At 46.5% G+C, this 13,028-nt stretch carries 11 protein-coding genes; 6 read left to right on the forward strand and 5 right to left on the reverse strand.

Annotation, left to right across the window (positions count from 1 at the left end):
* Positions 1 to 117 precede the first annotated feature (117 nt).
* Complete coding sequence (locus tag EOO50_RS07810; RefSeq protein ID WP_290839070.1) at positions 118 to 1,242, reverse strand: acyltransferase; 1,125 nt, start codon at positions 1,240 to 1,242, stop codon at positions 118 to 120.
* Between the two features lie 21 nt (positions 1,243 to 1,263).
* Here EOO50_RS07810 and EOO50_RS07815 point away from each other — a divergent pair, with 21 nt between their 5' ends.
* A complete protein-coding gene (locus EOO50_RS07815; RefSeq protein WP_290839071.1) occupies positions 1,264 to 2,406 on the forward strand; it encodes a hypothetical protein in 1,143 nt (380 codons plus the stop codon).
* Here EOO50_RS07815 and EOO50_RS07820 read toward each other — a convergent pair.
* From EOO50_RS07820 to EOO50_RS07835, 4 genes are all read right to left on the reverse strand, one after another.
* A complete protein-coding gene (locus tag EOO50_RS07820; RefSeq protein ID WP_290839072.1) occupies positions 2,387 to 3,340 on the reverse strand; it encodes a MoxR family ATPase in 954 nt (317 codons plus the stop codon). The two genes, EOO50_RS07815 and EOO50_RS07820, sit on opposite strands and share 20 nt — an antisense overlap.
* Positions 3,341 to 3,468: 128 nt before the next feature.
* Entirely contained in the window at positions 3,469 to 4,863 is a 1,395-nt protein-coding gene (locus tag EOO50_RS07825) for a peptidylprolyl isomerase (RefSeq protein ID WP_290839073.1), read from the reverse strand.
* A complete protein-coding gene (locus EOO50_RS07830) occupies positions 4,847 to 5,689 on the reverse strand; it encodes a hypothetical protein (protein WP_290839075.1) in 843 nt (280 codons plus the stop codon). The genes EOO50_RS07825 and EOO50_RS07830 overlap by 17 nt, the downstream gene beginning before the upstream one ends.
* A complete protein-coding gene (locus tag EOO50_RS07835; protein ID WP_290839076.1) occupies positions 5,689 to 7,653 on the reverse strand; it encodes a peptidylprolyl isomerase in 1,965 nt (654 codons plus the stop codon). The genes EOO50_RS07830 and EOO50_RS07835 overlap by 1 nt, the downstream gene beginning before the upstream one ends.
* Positions 7,654 to 8,050: 397 nt before the next feature.
* Between EOO50_RS07835 and EOO50_RS07840 the strand changes: the two genes are divergently transcribed.
* The 5 genes from EOO50_RS07840 (at position 8,051) to EOO50_RS07860 (ending at position 12,840) form a co-directional block, all read left to right on the forward strand.
* Entirely contained in the window at positions 8,051 to 9,196 is a 1,146-nt protein-coding gene (locus EOO50_RS07840) for an HlyD family efflux transporter periplasmic adaptor subunit (RefSeq protein ID WP_290839077.1), read from the forward strand.
* A gap of 39 nt (positions 9,197 to 9,235) precedes the next feature.
* Complete coding sequence (locus EOO50_RS07845; protein ID WP_290839078.1) at positions 9,236 to 9,571, forward strand: DNA-binding protein; 336 nt, start codon at positions 9,236 to 9,238, stop codon at positions 9,569 to 9,571.
* Positions 9,572 to 9,754: 183 nt separating this feature from the next.
* Entirely contained in the window at positions 9,755 to 9,919 is a 165-nt protein-coding gene (locus EOO50_RS07850) for a hypothetical protein (RefSeq protein WP_290839079.1), read from the forward strand.
* 347 nt (positions 9,920 to 10,266) lie between these two features.
* Entirely contained in the window at positions 10,267 to 10,431 is a 165-nt protein-coding gene (locus EOO50_RS07855) for a hypothetical protein (protein WP_290839081.1), read from the forward strand.
* A gap of 96 nt (positions 10,432 to 10,527) precedes the next feature.
* Positions 10,528 to 12,840, forward strand: a complete 2,313-nt coding sequence (locus EOO50_RS07860; RefSeq protein WP_290839082.1) for a peptidase domain-containing ABC transporter — start codon at positions 10,528 to 10,530, stop codon at positions 12,838 to 12,840.
* Positions 12,841 to 13,028: the final 188 nt, after the last annotated feature.

Raw genomic sequence — 13,028 nt, forward strand, 5'->3', positions numbered from 1 at the left:
AAAATGTATATTGAAGTGAAAATTTTACCGATTTGTTATTTTAAAGTATTTTTATTGTCGATTTGGAAATTTCACCGCATTTATCGCTCTGCACAAAAGCCTAAGAATGATTCTAAATTAGCCTCTGAAATCGATTTCGGAAGTCTTGAGCTTCGAATCGCGAAATTTTAGGATCGGCTTTTCGAAAAAACGGTAGAGTAAATAAGAAAAAACGACTGTGATCGACAGATAAAACAACGTCGTGATCGCCCAATCCGATTCGGGCAAAATGTAGACGTGCAGCAACTGCATCACGACGCTGTAATGCAGTAAATACATGGAATACGATATAAGACTTATGAAGGTTATCGGCATGCTTACGAATTTTTTCGCGCTTCGCCATGATGAAAGCAACGGCAGCCAAAACGCCATCGCCAACGAGATAAGAGGCAAAAACAGGACGTTCCAGTAGTACGGAAACTTCGCCATCGTGATTCGCATCGCGAGTGAGAAGCACAACGCCAATAGCAGCGCGCAACCGCCGAGAGCGAACAACAATTTGAATTTCATCCAGGTCTTTTGAAAATTTACCGATGCCCAAGCCGCAAGGACGCCTGTACAAATCGCGTCGATTCGGAAAATGACCACGCCTTTTAAATTTACGTTCCATTGTGCCATCGTCGTGAATTCGGTCGTTTGGTCGTAATATATTTTTGTTCCGATGAAGAAAAGATACAAGACAAATACGCCGAAAAAGAAGACATTGCGACGATTACCGCTGAAAAACGAAAACCCGAACAACGCGATCGGCAATAGCAAGTACGCGAATTCCTCTATCGACAAACTCCAGGATTCGGGAAAGAAGGCCGGCATCGCGTGACTGAAATTCTGTAGAAAAAAGAAATACTTCCAAACATCGTCAATGTCATATCGGAACACCGCGAACACGAGAAAAATATTGAGAGAAAGTACGAAAAAATAATTGGGCAACGTGCGCAGCCAGCGTCGTCCGAGGAAATTTAGGATCGACCGGAAGTTGAAAGTGCTCTGGGTGAATTCGCGATACAAAATCCGTCCGATGAGGAAACCGCTGAGCACGAAAAAAATCTCGACGCCCAAAAATCCCGACAGCGACAACAACGCGTTCACGACTTCGAACTCTTTGGGCAAAATCCAGCCGATGTGCCCAAAAACGACCATAAGGATCGCCGCCGCGCGCATCAAATCGAGCCCGAATACACGTTGCGAAGTCTGGGCGCTCATATAATTTGTAAGTTTGCCATCATGCCGAAACCAAAGATATACAAAATTCTTGCGGGCGTCGCTGTCATTGGGATCGTTGCGGGCGCGATCGTGTATTCGCAATTGAGCAATAGGCACAGAGCCATCGTGAAGACCGAATTTCTGCATCGCACGGGTTTGGTTGACAACGAATGGAATATCTCGAGCAAAACCTCGACATATCGCATGTTGTCCCCGACGCTTTTGATCGACGGCATCTACAAATCGATGGAAGGCCCGAAAGCCACGAATTACGTGCAACTCTCGAGCGATTCGAGCTTGGTCTGGATCACGGGCTTCGAAGTTAAGGCCGTCGATGCGAAGACGAAAAAACGCTTGTCGAACGATTTCATCTGCCACACGAACGTCGATTTCAACGATTCGAAATACTTCGGGAACTTCGGTTTGCACGACCGGATCGGGAATTATTATCCAAGGATGACGTCGCTTTCGAACGGCCTCGAAAAATTCAGGTTCCCGAAAGGTTACGGTATTCCGATGCGTGGGAACGACCTGCTTCACATCACCACCGAATCGCTCAACCACAACATAAAAGACGAATATCGCTGGATCAAGCACGAAGTCACGATCGATTATTCGGCCAAAAACGAAAATCTCAAACCACTTATGAGCCGAACGGTTTTCATCATGCTGCCGTTTGACCGGAACGATCCTTTCAAAGAACCGCTGGATCCGAATGCGAACAGTTGCGTTCCCGTCGAGACGAAAAACCATACGTACCAGAACGATAAAGGCGAAAAATTGTCGGGACATTGGGTTATTCCCAAAGGAAAAAAAACCTATCGCAGCGACGTAAATTCCCAACTCGAAATCAAGGACAGTCTGCGATTGCACGCGTCGGCAGTTCACGTACATCCGTTCGCGACGTCGCTGATCTTGTTCGATAAAACGTCAGGAAAAGCGATCTTCACGAGCAAAGTCACGAACTACAAAAACAAGATCGGGCTCGCGAAGGTTGCGGATTTCGTGTCCGAGAGCGGAATCTGGCTCTACAAAAACCACGACTACGAACTCATCCTCGAAGTCGATAATACGACAAACGCCGCCCAAGATATGATGGGCAGCGCTTTCTTATTTTTCTACGACAAAGAACTCGAAACGAAAATCAATACAATGAAGCGATGATTTTTTCGATGGAGATTCCTTCGGCGTCGGCTTTGTAATTCTTCACGACGCGGTGGCGCAGGATCCCGGTCGCTACGGCTTTGACGTCTTCGATATCGGGTGAATATTTTCCGTTGAACGCGGCGTGCGCTTTCGCGGCCAGGATTAGGTTTTGTGAGGCGCGCGGTCCGGCTCCCCAATCGATATAATTCTTGATATAATCAGTTGCGAGTGAATTGTCGGGACGCGTTTTACTCACCAACGTCACGGCGTATTCGATCACGTTGTCGGCCACCGGAACGCGACGGACCAAATGCTGGAAGTCGATGATTTCCTGGGCCGAAAACAACGGATTGACCGTTTGTTTTTCGTCGGACGTCGTACTTTTCACGACCTGGACTTCCTCAGCAAACGACGGATAATCGAGTTTTATCGAGAACATGAAACGGTCCAACTGCGCTTCAGGCAACGGATATGTTCCCTCCTGCTCGATCGGGTTTTGCGTCGCCAATACGAAATACGGAAGCGATAATTTGTGGTTCTCGCCCGCGATCGTCACGGCGCGTTCCTGCATCGCCTCGAGCAAAGCCGCCTGTGTTTTTGGAGGCGTACGGTTGATCTCGTCGGCCAGGATGATATTCGAGAAAATCGGGCCTTTTATGAATTTGAACGTGCGGTTCTCATCGAGGATTTCACTTCCCAAAATGTCGCTTGGCATCAAATCGGGCGTAAACTGTATACGCTTGAAATCGAGTCCGAGTGCCTGCGCGATCGTGTTCACCATAAGCGTTTTGGCCAATCCCGGAACGCCGACCAAAAGTGCGTGGCCTCCCGAGAAAATCGACAACAGGATTTGGTCGACGACTTCTTCCTGCCCCACGATGATTTTGGAGATTTCCTTTTTTAGAAAGTTGCGCTTTTCTACGAGATTTTGGATTGCCGTAACGTCTGACATTTAATTAGTTATGAGTATTGAGTAATGGGTATTGAGTTACGACCAAACCCGCCGCTCCCAAATCATTATTCATTGTTAATTATTAATTATTCATTTCCAATTGTCAATTGTCAATTATCAATTGTCAATTACTTTTTCAACCAGTTGTTCGTAAACGTACAATCGCGGTATTCGCCGTTGATCTTCACGTACGTATCCTTGATTTTCGTATCGAACCATTTTCCGACGGCAGCGAACTGCTTTTCTTTCAGCGCGAGCGCTTTGATTTTCGTGTAATCTTTCGCGTAATCGGCGGTGTGCTCGTCGTAACGGTTCATCACGGTAAGCAATTTATACTTTTTCTTGCCGTTTTGTTCGGTTTCAAGAATCGGATTCGAAATTTCTTTGTCTTTCAATCCCGAAAGATCGCGATACAAAGCGGGATCCATTTTAGTCAATTCGAAACGCGTATCCTGTGTTCTCGGGTTGAGCAGAACGCCTCCATTCGCGCGGGTTTCTTTTTCATCGCTCATCGTTCTTGCAGCGTCGGCAAAAGAAATTTCTCCTTGCTCGATGCGTTTCTTGATTAGCGCAATCTTCTCTTTCGCGTCCCTAAGTGCTTCGTCCGAAACTTTGGGAGCCATCAAGATGTGGCGCAATTCCACTTCCTGGCCACGGATTTTCTCGACCATGATGATATGGAATCCGAATTCGGTTTCGAACGGATCCGAGATTTCACCTTCGGCCAGACTGAACGCGACTTCCTTGAATTCCTTCACGAACTGCGTCTTTCGGTTGATCTTATAGAAACCGCCGGTCGGGCTCGAAGCCTTGTCGTCAGTATACAAAACGGCTTTCCCGAAGAAACTCGCGCCGTCCTGGACTTCTTTCTTGATTTCCTTGAGCTTGTTGATGACCTTTTGCTTTTCGGCATCGGTTACTTTTGGCAGCACGACGATCTGGGCGACTTCCATTTCAGCTCCGAACGTAGGCAATTCCTCTTTTGGGATCTTGTTGAAGAACGTGCGCACTTCCTCAGGCGTGATTTGCACTTCTTCAATGATTTTTTGGGTTTCCTGCTCGGTGAGCATCTGCATTTTCATAATCTCGAACATGTCGTTACGGAAATCTTCCTCGCTGTCTTTCTTGAAATGAGCCACGACATCCTTCATCGTACCAAGCTGCTCGACCATGTAATCGATCTGCTTGCCCATTTTTTCACGCACTTGTCCGTCGGTTACCACGATACTATCCTGGATCGCCTGGTGAGCGTATAATTTGTCTTCCATGAGTCGGCCCAAAATCTGGCAACGCGTAATGCCGTCGATCGATGCGCCCTGGCTGCGGATTTCAAGATACGCCTTGTCGATGTCGGAATCAAGGATCAAATAATCCCCGATCGTCGCTACGATTCCGTCCACTTTTTGTCGCTTCTGGAAAACGGGTTGTTCGGTGTTCTGAGCCACATCGGTCGTATCCTGGGCGTTGGCGAACATCGGCAATAGTACCGCGATCGCGAATACGATTTTACTTATAAACTTCATACTTCTTGTCTTTAATGGCATCGTCTGTTATTTCTTTTTCAAATTTTTTAATGAGCTCGAGTTTTCTCTTGTTGAGGATTACTTCGCGCAACGTCGGTTTTACATACTCGAACGGGCTCGTGTTGTTCGGGTTGATCACGTTTCGGATCTTGACCAGATATACGTCGAGCGAATCCGTTTCCTGGATCGATTTCCCGCTTGAAATATACGCGTCGCGGTTGTCGGGATTGATGAACGGCAACTTCGCGTACACCTGTTCAATGCTCACCCAAACGCTATCGTTGAACGCGAAATCCTTGAATTGGAGCGCGTAGGTTTCCCAAAATTTGCGGTCCGACTTCCTGTAATCAAAGAACTTTTGCTTTATCGTCACGTAACGCGGGTTGTCCTTTGGCAAATGGATATACCTTAAACGCACCAACGTCCCGTTTGTTTTAAAATTTTCCTTGTTGTCGTCGTAATACGATTGCAATTCGGCTTCGGTAATCGTCGTGTCGACCGATTGTTTGACCACTTCCTCAATGTAGGCCTTGGTATACAGATCGACTTTATATTGCTTGACGAGCTTGTCGAAATCGACTTTCCTCGCATCGCTCAAATTGAGTTCGGCGGCTTCGATGAGCAGTTTTTGCGACGCCCATCGGTCGATGAAACCACGAACGATCGCCACGCTGTCTTCTTTCGACGTTCCCGACGGCACCAGATCTTTGATATCTTCGTTATACAAATAGGACTCGCCTACCCGCGCAACGGCTTCAGGCTTGGCTTTCGGGCCCGAGCAGGCAATACAGCCCAGCAACAACCCTATGCCCAAAACCTTGTTCATTATTGGTTCATTTGCTTCTTGACCTTTTGGAACGTGTCGTTGTTCACCTTTAACGCGAACTCCGACTTGAGGTCTTTCACCCAATTTTTCTCGAGATATTCCTGGTAATCGTTGACTACGCGCCCTTTCGCCTCGTCGAGCGTTTTAGGGCCGGCCGGCATTACCTTGTTGACTTTCGCGACGAAATAATAATCGCCTTCCTTGATGATTTCTGAAACGCCCGCCTCGAACTTCAAGCCTTTTGGCAACGCGTCGTTTCCTTCTTCAAAAACACCTGCGGTCGTCATCACGTTTACTTTGTCTTTCGTGTTGAGTTTTTCCTTGATCGCGTCGGCAGTCTTGTCGGCCTTGAGCATCTTTTCAGCTTCTTTGACGACGTCTTGCTTGGTCGATGAGACGATCACGACATCAAGCCTGTTCTTCCATTGGTATTTCGCCTTGTTCGCGTCGTAGAAATTCTTCAATCCGATCGTATCCGTTTTCGAACGCTCCCAGATTTCCTTTTCCATGAGGTCGAACAACAACAAACCGTCGCGGTATTCGTCCATCACGGCCGAAAATTCCGGGAATTCGTTCTCGAGGTTGTCGTTGTAATATTGGTTGAGTTGTTCGTCGAGGAATTTGTCGTACAACTTGTCGGTCAATTTGTTGATCGGTTTTTCAGTCAGACCCGCTTTTTGTTGTGAAAGCACGTATGTAAGGAAATCAGCCGACGGTACGTTTTTCTTATCGATCGTAACCAACGTCGACTCGAAATTCTTCAAATCCGGAGTTTCCCATTCGTTCTTGTAGATCGCATCGGTAACCGCGGCCGCAGCTTTCTTGTATTCCTTTTCGTTGCGTTTGATCTTGTATTTCTTGTGCAGTTTCTCGTTCAACGAAGCCGTTATAAGGCGTGAACGGTCGTCCTTGCTGATCTTATTTTCGAGTTCGCCTTTCATCTCGTCCGATGTTTTCACAGGATAACGCTCGATGAATTTGATGATATGCCATCCGAACTGGCTTTCGATCGGTTCCGACAACGGCTTGTTTTTCGACAATGAAAACGCTGTGTTCTCAAACTCTTCGGAACTCAATTGCCCCGATCCGAAACGATTCAAGACGCCGCCTTTCGAAGACGAGGATTTGTCGTCAGAGAATTGTTTCGCAAGACTTTCAAAACTCTCGCCTTGCTGCAATTTGTTGTAGATGTCGTAGATTTTGTCTTTCGCTTTCTTGGCTTCGGCGGCATCGTCAGTCTTCGGTTTCAGGATCATGATGTGCGCCACCGACATTTCGCCACGGTTGTCGCGGATGTCGTTCACCTTGATCACGTGATATCCGAAACGCGAACGGACCGGTTTTGAAATCTCGCCTTTTTTCGTGTGGTACGCGCCGCTTTCGAACGGATATACCATTCGGAATGCCGAGAAATAACCCAGATCACCCTGGTTTTCCTTAGCCGACGGATCCTGTGAATATTGTTCGGCGAGTTTACCGAAGTCTTCTCCGGCAACGGCCTTATTGCGAACTTCGACGGCTTGGTTGTAGGCTTTCAACGTATCGGCCGGAGCAGCGTTCTCGTCGACCAAGAATAAGATATGTGAGGCGCGGATTTCTTTTAGCGAACGTTGGTAGGCTTCATCCACAAGTTCTTTCGTGACTTTCGAATCGGTCAAATAGGTTTTGGCGAGTTGGCCGCGATACTGCTTGAGTTCGCCTTTGTAACCCTGACCGTTTTCAAGACCAAGCTTGTACGCTTTATTGATTTTGAGTTTGTAACCCACGAAAAGCTCGAGGTATTGGTCGAGGTTTTTTTGCGACTCGTCTTTTACAAGGTCGAGGTTTTTGTTGTAAACGCGGAGGAATTCGTCAATATAGTACGGTTTTTCGTCGATAGTAAACAGCACTTCCTTTTTAGATTTTTGGGCTGTAGCGGCAGTTCCCGCGAGCAGCAATCCAATCAACAAATGTTTGATTCTCATTGGTTTAACTAAAGTTTTACGGTATAGATATTTCCATCGCTTCCCAGATAGAAAATACGACTGACAAAAGTAGCAATTCAATCGTGGCATACAAGCATTGTGTTTACTATTAACAAATTATTATTAACAGATTTATGATCGGGATTTTTGGGTGTAATCGGCAGGAAAAGATGCGTTTAAAATTTCCATCGGTAAAAATATCGCAAACGAAACGCCCAACTATCGAATGCGGCGCGCTTTTCTTTTTAACGAATGTTTAGTAAAACCTTGACATCTATCGCCGTGAGGATTTTCGTAATTAGTATTACCGATGCGGAGAAAAAAAGAAAAATGAAGCAGGACTGAATCGTGCGATATGGCGCATCAAAGGAAGAAACTAATAGCATAAAATACCACTATGAGCATTTTCCCGAGAGAAATCCTGGACAATACCACCGAGGTTTTCAAATTCAAGCACACCGTGACAAGCAAGATAATCTATACGATTTTACTTGCGGTCGTGATTATCGGCTTCCTGCTTTTGCCGATGATAAAGGTCGATGTTTATTCGTCGGCACAAGGTTTATTGACGCCCGACAAAGGCCGCGTCCCTATCGCGCTCATCAATTCGGGCCGAATCATCTACTCGGATCTCGAAAACAACAAAACCGTTAAGAAAGGCGACACGATATTGGTGCTCGACAACAGTTCGATCAATGAGAAACTTGAGCTCTCGTCGAACAAGATCGAAGACGTAACACTGTTCGTGAAAGACCTTACCTATCTCACAACGCAATCTGAAATTAAGTCCGACAGCCTGCAATCGCCGACGTACCAAAAAGCATTCTTGCAATACGAACAGGAAATCGCCGAACTCAAAACGCGCCTCGCCCAAGCCAATCGCGATTTCGAACGCGGCCGCCGACTCTACAAAAAAGGCGTGATCGCGAGGGCCGAATACGAAAGCGTACAACTCGAACACGATTTGGCGTTGAGCAAAATTTCGCGTCTCCAGAAACAACAGCAAAGTTCTTGGCAAGCCGATCTGATCACGAACCAGAATTTGATGGACGAATTGCAAAGCGGCAAGAAAATCCTCGGAAGCGACAAATCGCACCAAATCGTCACGGCTCCGGTCTCGGGCACGATGCTCGACGTGGTGCAACTCGAGAAAGGCGGATACGTGAATCAGGGAACCGATATCGCGCAGATTTCGCCCGACGGCAAACTCATCGTGGAATGTTACGTGAGTCCGTCGGACATTGGATTATTAAAAGTAGGAAATCCCGCGATTTTCCAGATCGACGCATTCAATTACAACCAATGGGGATTGGCGAACGGAAAAATCATCGAAATCGGAAAGGATGTCGAAATGCTCAATGGGAATCCGGCATTCCGCGTTCGATGCGACGTCAATAAGCGTTATCTGCAACTCAAAAACGGCTTCAAAGGCAACCTCAAAAAGGGAATGACGCTAAATGCGCAATTCATTCTGACCGAACGCTCGCTGTACCAACTTTTGTACGACGGCGTGGACGACTGGCTCAATCCAAGCCGAACTTAAATCGAAAACTACAACTCACAACTATAAACCACCCCAATTATGAAGACATTGAAAAGCCTCGAACGACTGCAACGACTGCACGATTTGATCCAGACCGAATCCACGGGAACGCCCGCCGAACTCGCCGCCCAAATGGACATCAGTGAACGCCTTGTCTATAATCTGATCGACATGCTCAAGGATTTCCAGGCGTGCATCAATTACAGCCGCAGCCGTCGCACGTATTTTTATGAAGATGATTTCGTGCTTAAAGTCAACATTTCAGTAACCGTGATGACGCAGGCCGAAACGCGAGAGGTTTTTGCGGGAGCCTATTATGAAGAAAATGAGTTGTTGTTGCACAGTCTTTTCGGGCACCGACAATATATATGTTGAATTCACCAAAAACAATTTGAGTCTCGATGAGGCTCTTTTTTTTGCCCGACGTTAAAATAAATCTAAAACGCGAAATCCGCGACTTCCCTGCACGCTTGATGCAGTGGACGAACGTAACTTTGAAATATCAAAACAGGACAACACAACTTGTTTTGGTTAGTATAAACCTAAAACTTTAGTATTATGAAAACGCTAGAAAATTTATCAGCAGCCGAATTGAGAAACATTAACGGAGGTGGATTGCAAATCGGATTCTCCAATTCAACAACCGATGAGGACGGAGCGACTTCGACCACGCAATTCGGAATCAGTCTGGATGATTTGTTCGACGATGTCCTTGGATTCTAAGGACGAACGACAACGTATTTCCTTTGGGAAATGGAAATGAGGAACGGCTGGATGTCGTTCCTCGTTTTTTGCGTTTGAAATTCGTTTACGGTTTTTTGGGCAACCCTTTAAGAGTTTCAAACTCTTAAAGGGTTAAATCTAAAAATAAAAAAACAACGCCCTTTCCACATTTTCCCCAAAAATCGTTAAATAATCCCTCAACGCCTACCAATCGTTAAATCCAACCCAAAAAACCGTTCAAACCTCGCCACTGCAAGCTTTGTGCAGTGAACGAACGTAACTTTGAAATATCAAAACAGGACAACACAACTTGTTTTGGTTATTTATAAACCTAAAACTTTAGTAGTATGAAAACGCTAGAAAATTTATCAGCAAGCGAATTGAGAAACATTAACGGAGGTGGTTTAGGAATCGTCTTCAGCAATTCGACAACCGACGAGGACGGAGCGACATCAACAACGCAATTCGGCCTGCAATTGGACGATTTGTTCGATGACGTCCTCGGGATCTAATCTCAATTCAGGTTCAAAAACCTAAATGTTTTGAAAGAAAAAGCAGGAACAGCGTAAAAGTTGTCCCTGCTTTTTTTGATATTTTTAGATATGACCATGAAAAAGAAAAGCCCCATCGATAGCCTCGCAAAATATTACGACATCGCCGAAAAATACGTGCGTGAAAACGTAACGGACCTCACCAAAAAATTCAAAACAGCCAAACACGCCAAGACGAGTATCCGCCAACACGACATGACCGATTGTGCCGCGGCGTGCATCGCATCGATCTCGGCACATTACGATCTGGAACTCCCGATAGCACGCATCAGGCAATACGCCGGAACCGATAAAAAAGGAACGAACATCCTGGGAATCATCGAAGCCGCCGAAAAGCTCGGGTTTGAAGCGAAGGGCGTTCGCGCCGATTTCGACAGCCTGTCGGTAATTCCCAAACCCGCGATCGCGCACGTCGTCGTGAACGATACGCTCCATCATTATGTCGTGATTTATTCGGTAAGCAAAGAAACCGTAACGATAATGGATCCCGCCGACGGACAATTCCACGAAAAAACCCACGACGAGTTCAAGTCAGAATGGACGGGAATTTTAGTTTTGCTGATGCCCGACGAAGGTTTCCAGACCGGAAGCTCCAAAACCGACGTCACGAAACGATTTTGGCACTTGCTCAAACCACATAAATTCGTGTTGATCCAGGCGCTCATCGGAGCACTGGTTTTCACACTGCTCGGATTCTCAACTGCGATCTACATCCAAAAAATCACCGACTTCGTGCTCGTCGGCGGCAACACGCGATTATTGAATTTACTGAGCATTATCATGATCGCGCTTTTGCTGCTGCAGATCGTAATCGGGATTTTCAAGGACATTTTCCTAATAAAAACCGGCCAGCAAATCGATGTCCGACTGATTTTGGGTTACTACAAACACCTGCTCAAACTGCCGCAACAATTCTTCGACAACATGCGCGTGGGTGAAATCACGTCGAGGATCAGCGACGCCGTCAAGATCCGCACATTCATCAACAGCGTTTCGTTAACGCTTACGGTAAACGTGATGATCCTGTTTTTCTCGTTCGCGCTCATGTTCTCATTTTACTGGAAACTCGCGTTGATCATGTTGCTCGTGATTCCATTGTATGCCGCGATTTATTATGTGACCGACAAACTCAACAAGAAAACCGAACGCGCCGTCATGGAAAATTCGGCAAGCCTGCAAAGCCAACTCATCGAATCGTTGAATTCAATCGGGACGATCAAACGCTTCGGGCTCGAGGAATATGCGAACATCAACACCGAAACGCGATTCATAAAATTGCTCAAATCGGGTTATAAATCGTCGTTAAATTCCATTTTTTCGAATACGAGTTCCACGTTCGTCGCCCAGTTGTTCACGATCATCTTGCTTTGGAGCGGATCGTATTTTGTGATCGCTCGTGAAATCACGGCCGGGGAATTGTTGTCGTTTTACGCGATCGTAGGATATTTCACGCGACCCGTGGCGAGTTTGATCACGGCCAACAACCAAATCCAGAACGCGCTTATCGCCGCCGACCGATTGTTTGAAATCCTCGACCTCGAACACGAGGAAACCCAGGACAAGATAAAAGCCAAAAAGACCGACGTGGGCGACATCGTGTTTAAAAACGTCGCATTCCGATACGGAACCCGCGTCGATGTATTCGACGATTTCAGCCTTACGATTCCGCACGGAAAAATCACGGCCATCGTCGGGGAAAGCGGTTCGGGAAAATCAACCTTGATTTCGCTCCTGCAGAACATTTATCCGATCCAAAAAGGAAACATCCATATCGGCGATCTCGATTTACGGTATATCGACAACGCGAGCCTGCGCGAATTGGTTTCGGTCGTGCCGCAGCAGATCGATCTTTTTTCAGGAAACGTGATCGAAAACATCGCGATCGGATCGTTCGAACCCGACATGCAGCGCATCATCAAAATCTGCAAGGACATCGGGATTTTTGATTTCATCGAAGCTTTGCCGAATGGTTTCGAAACGCACCTGGGCGAAAACGGCGCGACGCTTTCAGGCGGACAAAAACAACGCATCGCGATCGCGCGCGCACTCTACAAAGAACCCGAAATATTGGTCATGGACGAGGCGACCTCATCGCTCGACAGCACGTCTGAAAACTACATCCAAAACACGTTGAAAGTCCTGCGCGACCGCGAAAAAACAATTGTATTGATCGCGCACCGCTTGAGCACGGTTATAAATGCCGATAAGATCGTCGTGCTCGAAAAAGGAAAAGTCATTGAACAAGGCAACCACGCTGAACTCTTCAAAACACAAGGAAAATACTACCAACTGTGGCAGCAGCAAATGCCCGTGCTTGAAAATTTCGCGGTCGCAAAACCAAAAGCGGTTCGACGCAAAAAGGAGAATTGATTGGATTCTTTGTTCGTTGTTCGACATTCATTATTCTTTTGAATTTCTTTTATCTACCGTCGATTTTCAAATATTGAAGTTTTGAATTGGGTTTTTTGAATGTCGAATATCGATTAACGAACGGGGAATTTCGAAGTTTGCTCCCGCGTTAGGGTTGGCGGCACTGTTGAAGCTCGCGGCTTAGGCAC

The organism is Flavobacterium sp. (genome assembly GCF_004211145.1).
Classification (GTDB): Bacteria; Bacteroidota; Bacteroidia; order Flavobacteriales; family Flavobacteriaceae; genus Flavobacterium.

Coding starts and splice junctions, on each gene's coding strand:
- EOO50_RS07810 (WP_290839070.1), bottom strand. CDS start 1,242: ATGAGCGCCCAGACTTCGCAACGTGTATTCGGGCTCGATTTGATGCGC.
- EOO50_RS07815 (WP_290839071.1), top strand. CDS start 1,264: ATGCCGAAACCAAAGATATACAAAATTCTTGCGGGCGTCGCTGTCATT.
- EOO50_RS07820 (WP_290839072.1), bottom strand. CDS start 3,340: ATGTCAGACGTTACGGCAATCCAAAATCTCGTAGAAAAGCGCAACTTT.
- EOO50_RS07825 (WP_290839073.1), bottom strand. CDS start 4,863: ATGAAGTTTATAAGTAAAATCGTATTCGCGATCGCGGTACTATTGCCG.
- EOO50_RS07830 (WP_290839075.1), bottom strand. CDS start 5,689: ATGAACAAGGTTTTGGGCATAGGGTTGTTGCTGGGCTGTATTGCCTGC.
- EOO50_RS07835 (WP_290839076.1), bottom strand. CDS start 7,653: ATGAGAATCAAACATTTGTTGATTGGATTGCTGCTCGCGGGAACTGCC.
- EOO50_RS07840 (WP_290839077.1), top strand. CDS start 8,051: ATGAGCATTTTCCCGAGAGAAATCCTGGACAATACCACCGAGGTTTTC.
- EOO50_RS07845 (WP_290839078.1), top strand. CDS start 9,236: ATGAAGACATTGAAAAGCCTCGAACGACTGCAACGACTGCACGATTTG.
- EOO50_RS07850 (WP_290839079.1), top strand. CDS start 9,755: ATGAAAACGCTAGAAAATTTATCAGCAGCCGAATTGAGAAACATTAAC.
- EOO50_RS07855 (WP_290839081.1), top strand. CDS start 10,267: ATGAAAACGCTAGAAAATTTATCAGCAAGCGAATTGAGAAACATTAAC.
- EOO50_RS07860 (WP_290839082.1), top strand. CDS start 10,528: ATGAAAAAGAAAAGCCCCATCGATAGCCTCGCAAAATATTACGACATC.